The 19,616-nt window shown below is 63.1% G+C and carries 14 protein-coding genes and 1 pseudogene; 6 read left to right on the top strand and 9 right to left on the bottom strand.

Going from position 1 to position 19,616, the window contains the following annotated elements; translation table 11 throughout:
* Positions 1 to 187: 187 nt before the first annotated feature.
* Positions 188 to 3,154 (bottom strand): FAD-binding and (Fe-S)-binding domain-containing protein, encoded by a 2,967-nt coding sequence (locus tag C481_RS00290; protein ID WP_006106735.1) that lies wholly within the window; start codon positions 3,152 to 3,154, stop codon positions 188 to 190.
* A 474-nt stretch (positions 3,155 to 3,628) separates the two neighbouring features.
* Between C481_RS00290 and C481_RS00285 the strand changes: the two genes are divergently transcribed.
* Positions 3,629 to 4,561 (top strand): bile acid:sodium symporter family protein, encoded by a 933-nt coding sequence (locus tag C481_RS00285; protein WP_006106734.1) that lies wholly within the window; start codon positions 3,629 to 3,631, stop codon positions 4,559 to 4,561.
* 137 nt (positions 4,562 to 4,698) lie between these two features.
* On the opposite strand, the pseudogene C481_RS00280 reads toward C481_RS00285, so the two are convergent.
* The 3 genes and pseudogenes from C481_RS00280 to C481_RS00270 form a co-directional block, all read right to left on the bottom strand.
* Positions 4,699 to 6,206 (bottom strand): annotated as a pseudogene (locus C481_RS00280) (tripartite tricarboxylate transporter permease).
* The gene (locus C481_RS00275; protein ID WP_006106731.1) at positions 6,207 to 6,782 is read right to left on the bottom strand and encodes a tripartite tricarboxylate transporter TctB family protein; all 576 of its coding nucleotides are present in this window, start codon (positions 6,780 to 6,782) and stop codon (positions 6,207 to 6,209) included. It abuts the pseudogene before it with no gap.
* 79 nt (positions 6,783 to 6,861) lie between these two features.
* Entirely contained in the window at positions 6,862 to 7,866 is a 1,005-nt protein-coding gene (locus C481_RS00270) for a Bug family tripartite tricarboxylate transporter substrate binding protein (protein WP_006106730.1), read from the bottom strand.
* 387 nt (positions 7,867 to 8,253) lie between these two features.
* Between C481_RS00270 and C481_RS00265 the strand changes: the two genes are divergently transcribed.
* From C481_RS00265 to C481_RS00255, 3 genes are all read left to right on the top strand, one after another.
* Positions 8,254 to 8,682, top strand: coding sequence for a universal stress protein (locus C481_RS00265; protein ID WP_006106729.1), 429 nt, complete (start codon positions 8,254 to 8,256; stop codon positions 8,680 to 8,682).
* 190 nt (positions 8,683 to 8,872) lie between these two features.
* Entirely contained in the window at positions 8,873 to 9,658 is a 786-nt protein-coding gene (locus tag C481_RS00260) for an enoyl-CoA hydratase/isomerase family protein (protein ID WP_006106728.1), read from the top strand.
* A gap of 2 nt (positions 9,659 to 9,660) precedes the next feature.
* On the top strand, positions 9,661 to 10,851 hold the full coding sequence (locus C481_RS00255; protein ID WP_006106727.1) for a CaiB/BaiF CoA transferase family protein: 1,191 nt from the start codon (positions 9,661 to 9,663) through the stop codon (positions 10,849 to 10,851).
* Between the two features lie 162 nt (positions 10,852 to 11,013).
* On the opposite strand, the gene C481_RS00250 is transcribed toward C481_RS00255, so the two are convergent.
* The 3 genes from C481_RS00250 to C481_RS00240 form a co-directional block, all read right to left on the bottom strand.
* Positions 11,014 to 12,699 (bottom strand): thiamine pyrophosphate-requiring protein, encoded by a 1,686-nt coding sequence (locus C481_RS00250; RefSeq protein WP_275040047.1) that lies wholly within the window; start codon positions 12,697 to 12,699, stop codon positions 11,014 to 11,016.
* A 213-nt stretch (positions 12,700 to 12,912) separates the two neighbouring features.
* Positions 12,913 to 14,163 (bottom strand): CaiB/BaiF CoA transferase family protein, encoded by a 1,251-nt coding sequence (locus tag C481_RS00245; protein ID WP_006106725.1) that lies wholly within the window; start codon positions 14,161 to 14,163, stop codon positions 12,913 to 12,915.
* A 42-nt stretch (positions 14,164 to 14,205) separates the two neighbouring features.
* A complete protein-coding gene (locus C481_RS00240) occupies positions 14,206 to 15,423 on the bottom strand; it encodes an MFS transporter (RefSeq protein ID WP_006106724.1) in 1,218 nt (405 codons plus the stop codon).
* A 681-nt stretch (positions 15,424 to 16,104) separates the two neighbouring features.
* Here C481_RS00240 and C481_RS00235 point away from each other — a divergent pair.
* The gene (locus tag C481_RS00235; protein ID WP_006106723.1) at positions 16,105 to 16,887 is read left to right on the top strand and encodes an IclR family transcriptional regulator; all 783 of its coding nucleotides are present in this window, start codon (positions 16,105 to 16,107) and stop codon (positions 16,885 to 16,887) included.
* A gap of 34 nt (positions 16,888 to 16,921) precedes the next feature.
* Here C481_RS00235 and C481_RS00230 read toward each other — a convergent pair whose 3' ends face one another.
* Positions 16,922 to 17,251 carry a Zn-ribbon domain-containing OB-fold protein gene (locus C481_RS00230; protein WP_006106722.1) on the bottom strand — a complete coding sequence of 110 codons (330 nt, stop codon included), beginning with the start codon at positions 17,249 to 17,251 and terminating at the stop codon, positions 16,922 to 16,924.
* On the bottom strand, positions 17,248 to 18,432 hold the full coding sequence (locus tag C481_RS00225; RefSeq protein WP_152422115.1) for a thiolase family protein: 1,185 nt from the start codon (positions 18,430 to 18,432) through the stop codon (positions 17,248 to 17,250). The genes C481_RS00230 and C481_RS00225 overlap by 4 nt, the downstream gene beginning before the upstream one ends.
* A 344-nt stretch (positions 18,433 to 18,776) precedes the next feature.
* On the opposite strand from C481_RS00225, the gene C481_RS00220 reads away from it, so the two are divergent.
* Positions 18,777 to 19,544: an IclR family transcriptional regulator gene (locus C481_RS00220; RefSeq protein WP_006106720.1), complete on the top strand. Its 768-nt coding sequence runs from the start codon at positions 18,777 to 18,779 to the stop codon at positions 19,542 to 19,544.
* Positions 19,545 to 19,616 lie beyond the last annotated feature (72 nt).

Below are 19,616 nucleotides of genomic sequence, written 5' to 3'. Positions count from 1 at the left end.
GAACTCAGAAGAGTTGGTCCGTTCGGCCGTCGAGGAGCGCATCGGCTACTCAGTCCTGACCGGAGTGATACCACCGACGATCGTGTTCCGGAGAACGAGTTTGTCGCCGGGTTCGAGTGCACGCGGGTCGGGACACGGGGTCGACGACGGATAGACCGACGAGAGGACCGAAATCACCAGAACCGGATCAGGCGAGCGCGTCGGCGAGTTTCGTCACCGGGTGCGGGGGGTTGTCGTCGTACTCGTCGCCGATCTGTGTTCGACAGGAGGCACCCGGCGCGACGATGCTGTCGCCGTCGCCTGCCTCGATCTGATCGAAGAGCAGCCGGCCGATGGCGCGACTCATCGAGTAGTGTTCGGCTTCGTAGCCGAACGAGCCGGCCATCCCGCAACAGCTACTGTCGAGCGGATCGACGCCGTATCCCGCCCGCCGTAACACGCCGACAGCGTGGTGGTCCTTGCCGGTCGCCTTCTGATGGCAGTGGCCGTGATAGGTGAGTTGCTCGCCGACAGCCCGGAACTCGAGGGCTTCGTCGAGCCGATGAACGTCGACGTACTCACAGACACCGTAGGTGCTCTCGGCGACCTCGTCGACGTCGTTCCCGGTCAAGAGGTCCCGATACTCCGACTGGAACATGACGGCGTCGCTCGGCTCGCACACGACGACGTCCCAGCCGTCCCGCACCCTGGGAACAAGCGCGTTCACGTTTCGGTCGGCCCGCTCGCGCGCGTCGACCAAAAATCCCTTCGAGAAGGCCGGCCGGCCGCTCGAGGTCACGCCGTCTGGAAGTTCGACGTGGACGCCGGCGGCTTCGAGCACGCGAACGGCTGCTTTCCCGATTTCGGGGGCGTTGTAGGTCGTGTACACATCCGGGAACAGCAGGACGTTGCGCTCGGCGGCGTCGGGGTCGACCCGCGACTCGCGGGATTCGAACCAGTCGACGAACGTCTCGCGGTGGAACGTTGGCAGCGACCGCTCGCGGGCGATCCCGATCGTTTTCTCCAGTACCGTCCGCGCGCCGGGCACCTTGCTCGCGTAGTTCGACAGCGGCGCGGTGGCGCTGCCGAGCTTCGAGAGGGTGCCGATGTTTGCGAACAGCCCGTCCCGCACCGACGCGCCGTGGCGCTCGTGATACTCGTGTTCGACCTCCGCTTTCAACTTCGCCATATCGACCTCGCTCGGACAGTCCTTCGAACAGCCCTTACAGCCGACACAAAGGTCCATCACCTCGGTGACGAACTCGTCGCTGAACGCCTCTTCCGGCGGGAGGTCCCCGGTCATCGCCTGCCGGAGCATGTTCGCTCGACCCCGCGTGCTCGTAATCTCTTCCTGGGTCGCCCGGTAGGTGGGACACATGACGCCGCCAGTGCCCGCCTGGCTACCCCGACAGCCGCCGCAGCCGTGACAGAGTTCGACCATGCCCTGGAACCCGTTCTCGTTGTCCCAGTTAAGCACCGGATCGAACCCGGCCTCGAACCGGCTGTCCGGGCCGAACCGGAGGTGCTCGGTCATGTCGTGGTCGCCGCAGACCGTGCCCGGATTGAGCAGCCAGTTCGGGTCGAACGCGGTCTTTAAATCTCGAAAGAGCTGCCAGACGTGCTCGCCGTAGAGTTTCCGGTTCCACTGGGTGCGCGCGCGGCCGTCGCCGTGCTCGCCGGAGACGCTCCCGCCGTATTTCACCGCGAGATCGGTCGCGTCGTCCGAGATCGACTCCATCGTCTCGACGCCCTCCGTGGTCTTCGTGTTGACCAGGGGACGGATGTGAATACAGCCCGGACCGGCGTGGGCATAGAAGCTACCGAACGTGTCGTGATCCTCCATAGCCGCCTGGAAGTCGGCGATGTAATCGGAGAGGTGCTCGGGCGGAATCGCGATGTCCTCGATGAACGCGATGTGTTTCTCGTCGCCGGTCCGGGAGAGCAAAATTGGCGTCGACGCCTTCCGCATCTTCCAGAGGCGCTGCTGTCGCTGCTCGTCGTAGGCCGTCAGCGCGTCGAACGCGAGTTCTCCCTCTCGGTCGTCGATAAGCCGCTCGACCGTCTCCCTGCGGTCGGCGTCGTCCGCGGCGTAGAACTCGACGAGCAAGAACGAACTCGTCCCCTCCGGGAGGATGCCGACGACATCGGCGAACTCCTCCGTGTCGCGAGCCAGGTCGAGCAACACGTCGTCCATCACCTCGACGGCCGCCGGATCGTGGTCCAGGATCGCGTCCACGTCGTCCATCGCGTCGAGCAGACTGCGGTAACAGAGCACCGCGACGGACTTCGTGTTGGGGATCGGCTCGAGCGATACCTCGGCCTCGGTGACGATGCCGAGCGTGCCCTCGCTCCCGACCAGTAGCCTCGCGAGGTTGACGGTCCCGGTCGCCGCTTCGTCGACCAAAACGTCGAGGTTGTAGCCCGAAACGTTTCGCTTCAGCGTCGGGTAGGCGGCCTCGATCGCCTCGCTTTCGTCGTCGATGATCCGGACGACCGCGCCGTAGATCCGCTCGAGCAACTCGCCGTCCGGGTCCGCGCTCGCGCGGAGATCGTCGACGGCAATCTCGCCGAAAGTCGTCACCGTTCCGTCGGATAGCACGACTTCCGCCTCCTCGACGTAGGCGTCCGTCTTGCCGTACTTCAGAGAGTGTGCACCGGTCGTGTTGTTCCCGATCGCCCCGCCGAGCGCGCTGCGGTCGGCGGTCGACGGATCGGGCGCGAACTTCAGCCCGTGGGGCTCGAGCGTCCGGTTGAGTTCCCCGATCGTGACTCCCGGCTGCGCGCGGGCCCGCCCTGAACCGGGGTCCACCCGCGTCACGTCGTCCATGTAGCGCGTGAAATCGAGGACGACCGCCTCGTTGACCGTCTGCCCGGCCAGGCTCGTCCCGCCGCCTCGCGGGAGGACCGGAATCCCGCGCTCGCTGCAGTAGCTCATCACCGTCGTCACGTCGTCGGTCCCGGTCGGATAGACGACGCCGATCGGCAGGACCTCGTACGCGCTGGCGTCGGTCGCGTACATCTCCCGCGAGTACTCATCGAAGCGGACTTCGCCGTCGACGCGCGCTTCGAGGGCCGCCGTGAGGGCCGGGCGGTCCGCTGTCTCGGTTCGATAGTTGTACTCCGCACGACTGTCGATCGCTGGGTCTCCGTCGGTCGGTCGGTCGTTCGTAGCCATGTGTGTTCAGTGTATGCTGGTGTCGTCTCGGATGCCCGCATCTCGGTGGTGCAAGCGAGAACGGCATTCGTCTCCCGCATGGGGCTGACACAAGACGCGAATCCACGCCGTCGGTCGGCAACCGATAGCCACCGGTCGCTCTTCCACCCGATGTCGAACTGAATACCGGGGGATGCGACCTCGCGGCCGTTTGTGGATCCTGCCGTAGCTACCGGTCGTTTGCTACTTGCTTGCACGTTCTGTGTGTGGTACACGTTAGTACAGGGAATACACATAACTGTTGTGCCGCTTCGCGTCGCGATTCGACGGAAGATCGGACTGAACCGGACCGAACTGGGCCGACCTCGGGACCGACCCAACGAATAAATAACCCGGCACCGTGTCCCGAACTACGAAATAACCCGGCACCGTGTCCCGAACTACGCGATGCTCGGACGCCGACGGCGTTCCGAGGGTCGAGACGTGGCTACACAGATGGTACTCCCCGATTTCGGCCGCCTGGCTGACCAAAAGAACATCCTAGTCGTCCTCTCCTCGGCGACCGCCGGACTGCTGGTTCCCGGTCCCCAGCGGTACACGAGCGTGCTCCTGACGCCGCTGGTGATCTTCCTCGTGTACGGTTCCATTCGCGGACTCTCCCTCGGCGAGGTGAACTCGAGCGCGATCGGGGTGCCGGCCGCCCTCTCGCTCGGTCTCGGATACGTCTTACTTCCGTTCGCCGGTGTTCCGCTCGCGAGCTTCGCGCTCTCGAACGCGGCGCTCACGGGGATCGCGATCACGCTCGCGGTCCCTACGACGGCGGGGAGCGCGATCGTCTGGACGCGGTTCTCCCGCGGCGACGCACAACTCGCTGCGATCGTTTCAATCGCGTCGATCCTCCTCGCACCGATCGCGACGCCGCTGTTACTTCTGGTCCTCGCCGATCAGAACGGGACCGTCCCGGTTCGGTCGATTCTCACCGATGTCCTGCTCATCGTCGGCGTCGCCGTGGTGCTCACAAGGCTGGTTCCGGACACTGCGCTCTCGGATCGAACGGCGGAGTACGGGTCCGGCGTTGCGATCGCGCTCATCATCTACACGGGCGTCGCCGGCACCGATTCTGCGGCCGTTCCCGCTCGCACCCTCCTCAACCTAGTCGCCGTCTCTATCGCGATTCTTGGGCTCGGATCGGCGGTGGCGTACGCCGCGGGGCGCTACTGCGACCTCGGCCGGCGGCGAATCCTCCCGATATTCTTCGCCGGCAGTTTCAAGAACCTCGGCATCGCCCTGCTCATCGCCGCCGAGTACGCGCCGGGGACTGCCGTCCTCGCGATCATCACCTACTACGTCATCGAGCAGTTGACCGGGGCGGTGATCGCGGATTTCGCCGGGAGCCGTCGCCCGGTGCCGCAGCTGCGATCCTCCTGACCTCCCGACGCCGGTCCGCCACGCGGCGGAGAGGTGGATCGGTCACGATAGACAGCTCGTTGGGAAACGATACCGATCGGGTCACGAACGCTTGCGAGACGACGGACGATGGGGGACGGGAAGGCGACGGAAAGAGTTCAGGTCCGGCTGACGGCTCGTTCGACGCGTCCCTTAACGAACGGACCGAACAGCACGACGAGAATTGCCACGGTGAGTAGAAACGAGAGCGGCTGGTTCACCGGATCGACGAAGATCGTGTACTCGCCGCCGGAGATCTGCAGCGACCGGAAGAAGTTTTGCTCGGCGATGGGACCGAGAACGATACCGAGGACGAACGCGATGACCGAGTAGTTGTACCGGACCATGTAGAACCCGAGGATGCCGAGCACGACGACGGCGCCGACGTCCCACCAGTTCTGATTGAGCGTGTACGCCCCCGCGAACGAGAGTACGATGACCATCGGAATGATGAGGTTCGTATCGATTTCCGTGATCTTGCTCGCGTACGGAATCACCGTCAGGCCGACGACGACGATAAGGATGTTGCTGAGGAACAGCGAGATGAACAGCGCGTACGTAATGTGGAGCTGTTCGCCGAAGAGGACGGGCCCCGGTTGGAGTCCGTGCATCAAGATACCACCGAGCAGGACGGCCGTCGAGCCGCTGCCCGGAATGCCGAACGACAGGGTTGGAATGAGCGAGCCGCTGACGGTCGGATTGTTCGCTCCCTCGGGCGCGATGACGCCGCGGGGGTCCCCGTCGCCGAACGATCCGTCTTTGGCCGACGAGCGGGCCTCCTCCGCGTACGCGACGAACGTCGACGTCGTCGCGCCCGAGCCGGGGATCATCCCGATTCCCATCCCGATCAGTCCGGACTTGATCGTCGTCACCGGGTACTTGAACACCGTCTTCGCTCCCTCGCGAACGCTGCCCGCGATATCGAGATCGTCCTGAGAAATCTGCTTCTGTGCTGCGAGCTTCATCATCTCGGCGAACGCGAACATCCCGATCAGCGCCGCGACGAAGTCGATCCCGTTGTAGAGTCCGAACTGCCCGAACGTGTAGCGTGGACGCGGACTGAGGATCGCGGTGCCGATCGTCGAGATCATAAAGCCGAGCGCACCGGCGACGAGCCCCTTGACGATCGATCCCTGCGTGACGATCGTGATTAGGGAGATGCCGAGGACGGCGAGGAGGAAGTACTCCGGCGACCCGAACGCGAGGACGATCNGATCTCGATGAGCAGCGGTGACAGGACGATCAGCGCTATCGCCGCGAGGAAGCCGTTCAGCGCCGACGCCGCCGTTGCGATTGCCAGCGCGTTCTTCGCCAGGCCGTTCTGTGCCATCGGATACCCGTCGAGCGTCGTCGCCGCGGCCGACTCCGTGCCCGGAGCGTTGAGCAGGATGGCGGCGATCGAGCCGCCGAACATCGCGCCGCTGTAGATCGCCACTAGAAGGATGATCGCGGCCGTCGTCTCGAGCGGCAGCGTGAGCGGGAGCACGATCGCCATCCCGACGGGCGAACCGATACCCGGTAACGCTCCCAAGACGATTCCGAGCATCATTCCGACTGCGAGCCATCCGATCGTCGGCCAGCTCAGCGCGATCGACAGTCCTTCGAAGAAGGCGCTGACCGCCGCCATTTACACCCCACCTCCGGTGATCGGCTCGACTAGGAGCGGCAGGAGCGGACTGAAGTCGAAGATATGTCCTTGGTCGAACGGGAGGACGAGGTATGTCATGAAGAGGTAGATGACGAACGTCCCCAGGATGGCGAGCAAGACGCTGGTAACGGGGCTGGTACGGAACCAAAGCGTATAGCCGAGGATGTAAATCGGCGTCGCGAAGAGGAAGCCGGCGGCCCACCCGCCCGCAAAGTACAGGATCGTCGTGACCACCATAAACGTCGTCTCGTCCACCTTGTAGCCGTACTCGGCTCCGAGCGTCTCCGCTTCGTACTCTTCGTCGGCCGTCTCCGACTCTTCGAGATCTGCTTCGCTGCCGGGGATATCAGACTCGTCGGTACTCGTAATTGAAATGCTCTCGGCGACAAACGTCCGGAGCGGCCCTGGGAGATAGTTCCGGAACAGTAACAACAACGAGCCGACGAAAACGATCGACGCGGTCAACTGGGGGAACACTCGAGCATCGTCGGGGTAGTTACTCAAAACCGGCTCGACGATAAATAGCGCACTCACCCCGACCAGAACAACGAGCATTATCTGCTCTGCCGTTACGTTATGTTCGGTGTATTTTGAACTCATAACTATAATATGGCGGTTAAAGTATCACTCCGGACTAGGAGTGTTCATCAACGAGACTGACGATATCCAGGTTTTCGAACTCCTCGAAGGCGTCGTCGATTGCCGTGTTAGCGGCGTCAGGGCCCTCAAAGAAGATCGGATTCCCGGTCTCCTCGGACCACTCCGCGTATCGTTCGTCTTGAGTGGCTTCTTCGATTCGATTTGCGAGTTCGTCGATGATGTTCTCGGACGTGTCCGGCGGCGCGTACAGACCGCGGTTTACGCCCGCGACGAAGTCCATGTTCGGATACCCCTCGTCGGTGACCGACGGGATATCGGGATACACGTCTGTCCCCTCGCTGAAGAACGTACAGACCGGGTACACTCCGCCGGAATCGACGTTGGGTCGCGTCCCGGCGTCGGTTCCGATCCCGCACGGCACCTCGCCGGAAGTCACCGCCTCCGCGATCGGCCCAGTGCCGGTATACTGAACGCGATTCTCCCACTGCCAGTCGTACTCGTCGGCGTACTCCGGTTCGTGTTTCGCCAGCAGCGTCATGATGTCCTGCGGGCTTCCCGGTTCCTGAATTCCGATGGAGTCCCACTCACCGGAGTTGTGCTTCTCTCTGACGTCGTCGAACGTCTCGACTTCTCCTTCGTACTCTTCGTTGACGACGAGACACCAGGTCGAGCGACCGATGATACCAAGCCCGTTCAGGTCGCGCTGGTCGAACCCGGGATCCTCGAGCAGTTGCGGTGTAACCTCGAGCGGGACGGCGCTTCCTGAGACGGTGTGCCCGTCGGGCTGGGATCCGTAGAGGTCGCCGAAGCCATTGAGACCGCCGCCGCCGGGCACGTTATCGATCTGAATGTCTTGCCCCATGGCGTCGGTGAGCGGTTCGACGATACCGCGGGCGTACACGTCGGTCCCGCCGCCCTCGTCGTACGGAACGATGTACCGGATCGTCTCGGACGGCTCCCAATTTTCGCCGGCTTCGACACCCGGCCCGTCTTCTGTGAGACACCCTGCTAACGATACGGCCGTCCCGGCGCCGGCCACTCGAAGGAACCGCCGCCTGGTTGATGTGCTTGTTGCTACCACCTGCCGCCGTTGCTTTCTCTCGAACATGCTTATCGAGCCACGAACCCTGGTATGTGTTATGTAACGTCGTGTGCCAGGTTCACAATACCATGATCAAAGAGTACAGACATAAAGATACCCCTTGATTACTCATGATGTTATATTGCAATTTTATTCGGCGAGGCGTTCGGCCGGATCGTTCGTCAACCACTGAACGCCAGCATTCAACGATGGTACGTCCTGCAACCAGCGTCGAACCGGAGACCAGCGATCCGACGGCTGCTCGGTCCAAGCGGCGCGGTTTCCGCGGGTACTGGGATCAAAACCCGAGTAAATCCTTTATGGATGGAGAACGAGAGAGTAGCTATGACTGTCATCGGAGCAGTCGATCGATCCGATAGAGCGTCGGGTATCGTCAGGCAAGCACACAAACTGGGCGAAGCGTTCGACGAGCCGGTCGAAATCGTTCACGTTCTCACTCGCGACGAGTTCGTCTCGCTCGAGCGGACGACCGTGAACGAAACGGGTGGGACGATCCCGACCGAAGACGTGGTGCAGATCGCGGCGGACATCGCTGCAGAAGCCATCGACCGGGCGAACGTCGACGCGACGCCCGTCGGTCTCATGGGCGATCCCGCGGACGAGATCGACAGCTACGCTGACGACAACGGGGCGAATTATATCGTCGTCGCGGGACGGAAGCGCTCGCCGGTCGGAAAGGCTCTGTTCGGAAGCGTCGCCCAGTCGGTGCTGCTCAACGCGTCCGTCCCCGTCGTTTCGATCCGTGTCGAGTGACGCCCGATGAGTCCGACGAGCCGAATCCCCGATTGCGGGCGCTGTCCCTATCGGATCGTCCGTTCAATAGCGCGGCCGGTTTTCGCGCTCGCGCCGCGACCGAACGAGCGCCTAGCAGCTCGGTCCGACTGTGTGGTTGGTATTGTAACACAAACCTTTTTGTTGTATTTCACACTATACGACGTGAGGTATGGTCAGCTATAGCGCCTACGAGAGTATCACTCTCACTATCGAAGACGGCATCGCGACGATCGAGTTTCACCGGCCCGAGGTCTACAACGCCCTCAACAACGAGGTCATGCTCGATCTCAAACGCGCATTCGACGAGATTCAGTTAACCCGCGCCATCGACGCTGTCGTGATCACGGGAGAGGGCGACGATGCGTTTTCCGCCGGCGCGGACATCTCACAGTACGCCGGCCCGGCGGCGGAGCACGATCCGCTACAGCGGGACCGGCAGGAACTGTTCTACGAGATGTATCAAAAGCCCTACGAGTGTCACGCCCCGGTCATCGCGAAGATAAACGGGTACTGCGTCGGCGGCGGCCTGATCTTTGCGATGTACTGCGACATCCGCATCGCGGTCGAGGGCGCGCAGTTCGGCGTCCCGACCGCCAACATCGGACAGATCCCGACCGGCGGCTCGACGTGGCGAGCCGTCGAACTCGTCGGCGAGGCGAAGGCGAAGGAACTCGTGTACACGGCGGGGATGATCGACGCAGCCGAAGCGGAACGGATCGGGCTGATCAACCGCGCCGTTCCGAGAACGGAACTCGACGACACCGTCGCCGAGATCGTCGCTGGAATCCAAGACACCGGCCGAAAGGCGGTGAAGAACTCGAAGCGAGCGTTCAATTACGCCTCGCGCGCCGAAACCCTCGAGGAAGCGCGCGATCGGGAGGCGGAACTCTGGTGGGAACAGTTTGCAACCGACGAACGTCGCACGCTGGTCGACGAGTTCAACGAGGCGGAGTAACGATGGGCGACGGACCACTCGCCGACGTTTCGGTCGTGGAGATGACCGGCCACCGTGCGGGCCCCTTCTGCGGCGCGCTTCTCGCCGACATGGGTGCGGACGTCGTAAAAATCGAACGTCCCGGCGTCGGCGATCCCGCACGATCACAGGGTATCGGCCCCGAGGGCAAGTCGGGCTACTTCATGGCGAACAACCGCAACAAGCGCTCGGTGACGCTCGATCTCAAATCGAGCGCCGGACGGGAGGCGGCGCTCGAACTCCTCGCCGACGCGGACGTGTTCGTCGAAAACTTCGGGTACGGCGTCACCGACAAGCTCGGCATCGGATACGACGACGTTCGCGAGCGGAATCCGGACATCGTCTACGCGAGCATCAAGGGCTACGGCGAGACCGGCCCCATGAAGGAGAAACCGGGGCTCGATCTCATCCTCCAGGCCGAAGGCGGAATCATGAGCGTGACCGGTCCCGAGGACGGGGCTCCCGTCAAGGTCGGTCAGGCGATCGGCGATCTCACGACCGGGATGTTCGCGGCGCTCGGCGTCCTCGCGCGACTGTACGAGCGCGATCGCGCCGACGACTTCACCGGGAAGTTCGACATCGGGTTGTTCGATTCCATCGTGGCGCTGCTGAACGAGTACCTCACCGAGTACTCGATGGACGGTTCCGTGCCGGGGCCACAGGGCGTGACCCACCAGACGCTCGTGCCCTACCAGCGGTTCGAGACCGCCGACAGCGCGATCGTCACCGGGGTTCCGAGCGACGACCGGTGGGACGACTTCGTCGACCTGCTCGGACGCGATGAGCTCCACGAGTACCCGACGAACGAGGCGCGCCGCGAGAACGCTGCTCGGGTGATCGATATCATCCAGGCCGAACTCGAATCGGAATCGGCCGAGTTCTGGCTCGATCGGTTGACCGAGTACGGCTTCCCCTGCGGGCCGATCAACGACGTGGCCGACGTCGTCGAGAACGACCAGACGGCGGCCCGCGACCTCGTCGTTCCCCACGAGGATCCCGATTGGGGCGAGTGCGTGCTGCCGGGCCACCCGATCAACTTTCCCGACTACGATACCGACGTCCGATCGCCGGCACCGCGGCTCGGCGAACACACCGAAGCGGTGTTCGCAGACGTCGTAGACGATCAGACGACGCTGGAAGAGTGGACCGAGGACGGCGCGTTCGGAGAGAACTGAACCGGCTGCGCTTTTCGTTCGATCGTCCAGTATCCGTCGCGTTTCGATTTCCGGTTCGCAGGTCGCGATTCAATTCCGAGGTTGAGAATCGATCGAGTGGTTCGTGACGCGAGTTCGCCGTCGAACCGATAGAATTTCCCCCTACTCCGCTCGCTGTCTCCGCTACTCCTCGAGATCCGGCCGCGAGAGTTCGGTCTCTTTGGCCGTGATGAACTCGAGGAGCGCCGGCGTTCCGGCTTCGGTCTTCTCGATCGCCCGCTCGAGGGCCGGCGCCACCTCGTCCGGGTCCTCGACCCGCTCTGCGTAGCCGCCCAGGGCCGTCCCGACGTCGGCGAAGTCGCCGGAGAAGGGCGTCTCGTACGACGCCATCTCGTAGTTGTTCAAATGAATTGTCAGAATTGGGATGTCCTCCCGAACGGCCGTTTCGAAGTCCAGGCCGGTCATCCCGATCGCGCCGTCTCCCATAATATTGATGCAAAGCTTCTCCGGGCGGAAGATCTTCGCGCCGATCGCCAGGCCGAGCCCGTAGCCGAGCTGGGTGGTCTTTCCCCAGCCGATGTACGAGAGCGGTTCGGTCGACTCCCAGAACGGAGCGAGGAAGTCCCGCGGGTTCCCCGCGTCGTGCGTGATGATCGCATCCTCGGCGTCGACGACGGTCGTCAGCTCGTTGATCACCCGGTACGGGTTGATCGGCACCTCGTCCGCGGTCAGTTTCGGACGCCACTCGTCGAGCCACTCCTCGCGGACCGACTCGATCTCCGCGGCAACGTCGTCGAACCGACCGCGGGATTCCCCGTCGAGGCGCCGATCGATCGAGTTAACCAGCGCTTCAAGGGTGAGCCCGGCGTCGCCGACGAGCGAGTACTCGGACTCGACATCTTTGTCGATGTCCGTCGGATCGAGCGTCGAGTGGACGACTGTCGTCCCGTCCGGGACGGTAATCCCGTACGCAGTGTCCGTGAAGCTACACCCGATCCCGAAGATGACGTCCGCTTCCCGGAGGAAGTGCGCGAGTTGGCCCGGTTCGCTCTTGCTCCCGGCACCGAGAGACAGCGGGTGGGTCTCCGGAAATGAACTCTTCCCGTTGAGACTGGTCGCAACCGGCGCCTCAAGAGTCTCTGCCAGCCCCCAAAGGGCATCCCACCCTTTCGCGTAGTGGACTCCCTGTCCGGCGTAGATAACCGGCCGCTCCGCCTCAAGGAGCACCTCGGCGATTTCCTCGACGCTGTCCGGATCGGGACCGCTTCGATTCGACGACGAGGGGTGGTACTCGAGTTCATCGGGGATCTCCTCGTAGAAGACGTCCTTCGGGACCTCGACGACGGCCGGCCGCGGACGGCCGTTTCGCGCCGCGCTGAACGCGCGCCGCATCGTCTCGCCGACGGCCTCCGGGCTGGTCAGCTGTTCGCAGGATTTGCTCACGTGCTGGTAGTTGACGCGAGAGTTGAACTTGGGATCGACGTCCGTCTTCGCTTCGTCGTATCCGGCCGGGATCGCGACGAGCGGTGCCGACTCGCCGTACGCCTGCGCGACGCCTCCGAACGAGTTCTCCGTTCCCGGGCCGTGCTGACACGCGAAGGCGACGATTTCGTCACCGGAGGACAGTCGACCGATCGCGTCCGCCATGTGGACTGCGGTCCGTTCCTGCCTGGTGACGATGGTTCGGATACCGGCGTCCTCGGCCGCTCCGGTGTCCAAAAGCGGGTTACTCGGGAAACCGAACAGGTACTCTACTCCTTCCTCTTTCAGGATGGTTGCGATTGCGTGAGTGACGTCCATGATCTTCTCTCCGGGTCGCGAATTACCTACTCTGTCTTCTGACCAGGGTGATAAAGGTGCCGGTGAAATAGAACGTTTCGTGCCAGATCATGAGGGAGCGCGGTGCGGGCACGTGTCGTCCGGGCGAAGTCCGCCCGCAATGATCGACAGCAGTTCGCACCGCTGTGCCGTGACGAGCGGCGATCGGCCGTGTCCGGGTCGACGGATCGGACGAGGCTGAACGCGACGCTATCCGCCCGAGACCGCGATACTACCGGCGGGCGCTGATCGAGCGGAATCGGCTCATCCGGAGAAGATCCCCTTGTCCCGGAACTCTCTGATCTCGGACCGGGTGTATCCCAACTCTTCGATGACCGCCTCGGTATCTTCGCCGAGCATCGGCGGCGCGTCGTCGAATCCGCTCTCGGCCGCGGTGAAGTTCAGCGGATGTTCGAGGATCGGAATGTCGCCGGCCGCGGGGTGGGAAACCGAGTCGACGGCGTCCCGCGCGTCCACTTGTTCGTTTTCTAATGCCTCGGTGACGTCGTAGACGGGGCCGACCGGGAGTCCGGCCTCCTCGGCCAGTCGTTCGACCCACTCCTCGGTGGGGCGCTCGGTGAACGTCTCGGACAGTTCTTCCTCGAGGGCCGCCATGTTCTCGACGCGGTCGGCGTTCGTTTCGAACCGCGGGTCCGCGGCGAGTTCCGGACATCCGATTTCTTCACAGAGCTGTTTCCAGAGCTTCTGGTTCGCACAGGCCACGTTCAGGTACCCGTCTGCGGTCGGAAAGCTCTGGTAAGGGGCGATCACGGGGTCTTTCGTGCCCATCCGATCTGGCTCCTCGCCGACGAACGCCTTCGCGGCCTGTTTCGTGAGCCACGGCAACGTCGAATCCAACATCCCGAGCTCGACGCGTTCGCCATCGCCGGTTCGGTTGCGTCGATAGAGCGCATTGACGATGCCGAACGCCGCCCACATCGCCGTGATCAGGTCCGTCTGTGGCAACCCGACCTTCACCGGATCACCGCCGTCGGGACCGGTCACGTTCATGATGCCGCTTATCCCCTGGATCAGCAGGTCGTACCCGGGCCGGTCGCTCCACGGGCCCGACTCGCCGAACGCGGAGATCGAGCAGTAGACGAGTTCGGGGTGCTCGTCGCGGAGGTCGTCGTATCCGAGCCCGAGCCGTTCGGCCGTCCCCGGTCGGAAGTTCTCGACTACGACATCGGCTTCGGCGATCAACTCCCGGCAAATCTCCACCCCCTCGTCGGACTTCAAGTCGAGTTCGACGCTCCGCTTATCGTAGTTCACCGTCCAGAAGTACGGGGACTCACCGTGTCGGGACGCCGACTTTCCCGGCCCGTCGTAGTCGTCGACCTCGACGAACGGCGGCCCGGAGTGGCGGCTGTCGTCGCCCACCTCGGGGCGTTCGATCTTGATCACGTCCGCGCCCTGGTTCGCTAACATCAACGTCGCGAAGCCGCCGGTGACGAACGTTGTCATGTCAACGACAGTAATGTCTTCGAGGATCGCGCTGCTATCACGAGCTGCCATACGAAGACCATACGAGAATCCGATATTAAAGCTTGGTGTTAGTTACCCACTGTCAGAGACGACGGTCAGGAGCGACAGGACGATCCCCGCGCCGACGAACGCGAGCACACCGAGCGTCGCGAGCAGCGCGGTCTCGCTTGCGTACGTGAGAAGGGAGCCAGCCAGAGCGGCACCGCCCGCTCCGAATCCGAACATTCCAAGGTAGGCGTAGCCGTACGAGAGCCCGTGGACGTCGGCCGCCGCGTATTCTGCGATCGCGACCTGATAGATCGGTGCGGTCGCGTACAGGAAGAATCCGAGCCCGACGCACACGAGCAAGAACGGCGCGAGTCCCCAACCACTGGACGGGATGAAGACGAACGCCAGGATGCCGAGTGCGAGCAGGGTCCCGAAGAATGCGTACTCCGTCCGAACGTGGTCGGTGACCCGCCCGCCCGCGTACTGGCCGACGATACCGATCGTCAGTATCCCGGTGTAGATGTACTGTGCGGGTTCGACTGCCTGGCCGAGGGCGGCGTACGCGCCGAACTGCGGGAGATCGCCGATCATGTCCGGGAGGAAGGTCAGCAGTCCGCGGTAGTATATCCCGTAGATCATGATGGTGAGAAAGGTGAGCAAAAAGCCGGTACTGAACAGCAGTTTGGAGTCCGAGACGACCGATTCGAGAGTCGTCGGCGCGGTGCCGCCGTCCGTCGTCGATACGGCCGCGTCCTCGTCGAACTCGATCAGCGACCCCAGCGCGACGACGCCGATCGCGGGGACGGTAAGAAGGGCGACGACCGCCCGCCAGTCGAGAACGAGCAAGAGGAGCGCCGTGAGGAGCGGACCGAACGCCGTTCCGACGTTTCCGCCGACGCCGTGGTACGCGAACACCGTTCCGCGTTGGTTCGCCCCGCGACTGATGAGCGAGAGGCCGGCGGGGTGATAGACGCTCGCCGCGGCGCCCCAGACGATAACCGCCGCAGCGAGGACGACCACGTTCGGCGCGAGTGCGAGGAGGAAGAACCCGCCGGCCATTCCGATCACGGACGCGACGATCAGTCGGCGCGAACCGTACGCGTCGGAGAGCACGCCGCTCGGAATCGCTCCGACGCCGATCAGTCCGTATCCGATACTGACGACGATACCCAACACGAAGGCGGAGACGTCGAACGCGTCCAACCAGACCACGATGAAGATGGGGATACTCAATTCGTACGTGTGGAAAATCCCGTGGGCGAGCATCGTAAAGCCCGTGATCGATCGATCGTTCTCATTCATGCCCGGCCACCCTATGAGGCGTGCGGCGGCACACAATTATCATTACGACTACGGAATCGGACGAACCACTTAATGGATTTCCCGCAGTCGACATCGACTCGAGACGTCTCGAGCCCAGTCCATCCCGTATATGCGTATTCCCGGTATGAACGGCCAAAACGCCATTCTTCTCCTGCATTTTAGGGGAAATTATGCTGGGTTCGGTATCCCTTGGTTCTCTCGGGGGCGGTACGTGGATGAAGGGCGTTCAACGGCTCCCATCCGAGTAATCGAAACCGAAAGTACGGGGTAACGCGCGAGTTCACGTTCGAAGCGGGGACGGCGCATTCCGCGAGGGAGTGTCGGCGGGCCGAACGCGAACCACCCTCCGAAATCGTACGTTCCGATCGGTGTGGCGCATATCGGCCGCTGTCTTCGCTGTGCTCGCGGCTCGCCGCCAGTCGCTACCGTCGGCCAACTCGTTACAATCGTATCACTGTAAACTCGATCGATCATCACCGGGTGTATTCTTCCTCCGCCGAATGCGCAGCGTTGAGGGCGTGTGCGACTCGCCCACACAACTCAGTACCGACGACTCGCCTTGACCGGGCCGAATCCCGTTTGCTCGTATTCGGCCGCTGACGGGTTCTACGGCCCGGAATGTTCCCGAATGTCGTATGATTTATTACCCTTCGTGAGAGAATGGCACGCGTGTCAAACAAACCCAAATCCAGTGCGCGCACGACTGAAACATCACTGTCGATCGTCGACGCCATTCGCGACCTGGACGGCGCCACGATGAACGAATTATCCGAGTATATCGGACTCGCCCCGAGTACCATTCACCGTCACTTGGTCACCCTTCGGGAACACAAGTACGTAACGCAGGAAGACGGAATCTATCGGATTGGGTTCCAGTTTCTGACGGTCGGCGGGTACGCCCAGCGAAAGACCACCGCGTATCCCATGATCAAGGAGAAAGTGGATTCGCTGGCCGCCGAAACCGGTGAACGCGCCCAGTTCATCGTCGAGGAGCACGGCGAGCGCGTGTACCTGTACACGGAGGTCGGCCAGAGCGCGGTACAGACCGGTGCACACATCGGCAAGCGGGGCGTGCTCCACACGAGCGCCGCGGGAAAAGCGATTCTCGCGAATATGTCGCGAGAGCGCTTCGATGAGACTATCGCGACCCGCGGACTCGAGCAAGTGAGCGAAAACACAATCACGACTCGAGAGGAGTTAGCGGAAGAGTGCGAACGCATCCGCGAGCGAGGGTACGCCTTCAACCGGCAGGAGACGACCGACGGCGTCCACGCAGTCGGCGCGGCCGTGACGGACTCGGACGGAGAGGTGATCGGCGCGCTGAGCGTCTCCGGACCCGCCCACCGCGTGAAGGGGGCCCGATTAACGGAGGAACTGCCAGAGCGCGTCCTCAGTGCCGTCAACGAACTGGAGCTCTACATCGAGCACTCGGTCCACACGTAATCCCGCTCCCGAGCGCGCATTGGGAGACGGGTCGTCATCGGCGGTCATTCACCGCAGCCGGGACGAGCGTCACTGTCGAATCCGCACCGTCTCGAGACGCTCCCTCCGCGATCGCGACGGCGTCACCCGCCTCGAGCGCACCGTCGAACTGCGCGATAATGCTCGCGTCACCGTCGAACGATGCGAGGCCGAGTCGATTCGGCTCGCTGACGTCGTCGGGCGTAACGTGGACGGCGGTGACCGCTTGCAGCGTCCCAACGCCCGGGTCACGGTCGCGGAACGTCTCGGCTCCGCAGTCAGCACACCGGCGCTTTTCGTAGAACGTCCGCCTCCCGCAATTGACACATTCCAGTACTCGACTCATGCGTTCGCCCCCACGACCGTACAGACGCTGTTGTTCCCGAAGCCGGCAACGTTGATCGCGAGCCCGTACTCTGGTGACCCGGTCGATCGCTCGTCCGGAACGTCGCCCCGGAGCTGCCAGACGAGTTCGACGAGCTGGGCGATGCCGGTCGCCCCGAGCGGGTGCCCGCGAGCCTTCAGCCCGCCGCCGGGATTGACCGCCAGATCGCCGTCGATCGCCGTTCGTCCGTCGCGGGTGAGCGTCCACGCCGTGCCGCGCTCGGCGAACCCGAGTTCCTCGAGTTCCAGCCACTCGAGGATCGTGAACGCGTCGTGGATACACGCGACGTCGACGTCTTCCGGCTCGATCCGCGCCGTCTCGTAGGCCGCTCGGCCGGCCGCCCGCGCGCTTTCGATGTGAAGCGGATCGCGGCGATCCGCGATCGCGTGGACGCCGACCGCGCTTTCGCAGGCCTCCACGGTGACGGATGCCGCGTCCGCGGTAACCACGATCGCCGCGGCACCGTCCGAGGTCGGACAGCAATCGTACAGGCGAAGCGGCGTCGCGACCGCGGACGACTCGAGCACGTCGTCGACCGTGATCGGCGTTCGGAACTGCGCGTACGAATTGTTCGTTGCGTTCGCGTGATTCTTGACGGCGATGCGCGCGAGATCCCGTCGGTCGGCGCCGTACTCGGCGAGGTATCGATCGGCCGCGAGACCGGCGAACGACGGGAGCGTGACCCCTTGCTGGTACTCCCGCTCGTGAGTAATGCGACTGATGATCTCGGTCGCGGTCGCCGTATCGGCCGCCGACATCTTCTCGCCGCCGACCGCGATCGCGACCGTCGATCCGCCGGAGCGAACGGCGTCAACCGCGTCGCGGAACGCGCTCGCACCGCTGGCGCTCGTGTTTTCGATACGCCGCGCCGACGCCCGGTCCGCGCCGAGGCTGGCGGTCAGCGCGTTCGCGAGCCCGGACCGATCGTTGAACGCTTCCGCGGCCATGTTCCCGACGTGGACCGAATCGATCTCGGTCGCATCGACGGCCGCGTCTTGGAGGGCGCGCTCCGCGGCCGTTTCCAACAGTGCGAGGAGCGATCGGTCGTCCGCGGCTTCGAACGCGGTCATTCCGACGCCGGGGAGGCCGAAGCCGATCGGTGATGCGTCTGTGTCGCCGGCTGCGAACTCTTGCGGTATCATCACACAGTTATTGATGACAAACCACACGAGTATATAGGTATCGCCGGGATTCGAACCGGCGTCAGCGATTTCGGACAGAGGGGACACGAATTGAGTCTCGTCCATCTTCAGCGGAGACTGGCTGTGAGTAGCGATCGAAGGACAACTTCAGCGCGAGTCGTTCTCCATATCGGAATCGATTCCGTCTTCGCCACCGCAATTGAGATCGTCTCGTCCAAAAAGCCGCATCAAACGGGGTATTGATTCCATCCCGCCACGTCGCCCATTCCGAGAACCGTTCCGAGACGGGATCTGTTTTCTATGATAGAACAATATTTATGGATTCAGATATACTGGTAGGTCGTATGGGAGACAGGGCCAAACACCCGGTTCGAACGACCGAGAAATCGCTGGAGGTCATCGCGACGCTCAATCGACTCGAGAAAGCGCGGGTGACGACGCTGGCAGACGAACTCGCGATGGGAAAAAGTGCCGTCCACAACCATCTCAGTACGCTCGAAGAGCACGGCTACGTGATCAAAGACGAGGACACCAAAACCTACCGTCTCAGTCTCAAATTCCTCGATATCGGCGGCCAGATCCGCAGCGAGATCGACGTCTACAAAGTCGCCGAACCGAAGGTCGAGGAGTTGGCAACGGAGTCCGGAGAACTGGTCCATCTCGTCGTCGAGGAAGACGGAATGGGCGTCTATCTCTCCCGGTCGAAAGGCGAGCGAGCGGTCGATCTGGACACGTACGTCGGCTGCAAACACCACATGCACAGCACCGCGTTCGGCAAAGCGATCCTCGCGCACCTCCCGCGGGAGCGCGTCGACGAAATCATCGATCAGCACGGCCTTCCGGAAGTGACGCCCCGGACGATCACGTCCCGCGACGAACTCGAAGAGGAATTAGAACGAACCCGGGACCGCGGCTTCGCGGTCGACGACGAAGAGCGCCTCGAAGGCCTGCGCTGTATCGCCGCACCGATTCGGTTCGACTCGGACATCATCGGAGCGATTAGCATCTCGGGACCGACCGCGCGAATCGACGATACCTGGGAGAACAACGAGTTCGTCGATCAACTCTGTCGAGCGGCGAACGTGATCGAACTCAACAAGTACAAGGTCTGAGGGCGTCGCCACGGTGATCGTTCACGGCTCGCCGTCGCGTTTTCGTATGCAGAATTACAGTGCGTCGGCACC

Source organism: Natrialba asiatica DSM 12278, from assembly GCF_000337555.1.
Classification (GTDB): Archaea; Halobacteriota; Halobacteria; order Halobacteriales; family Natrialbaceae; genus Natrialba; species Natrialba asiatica.
Note: the sequence above shows the minus strand (reverse complement) of the source record. Positions and strands in the feature narration are given on the sequence as shown.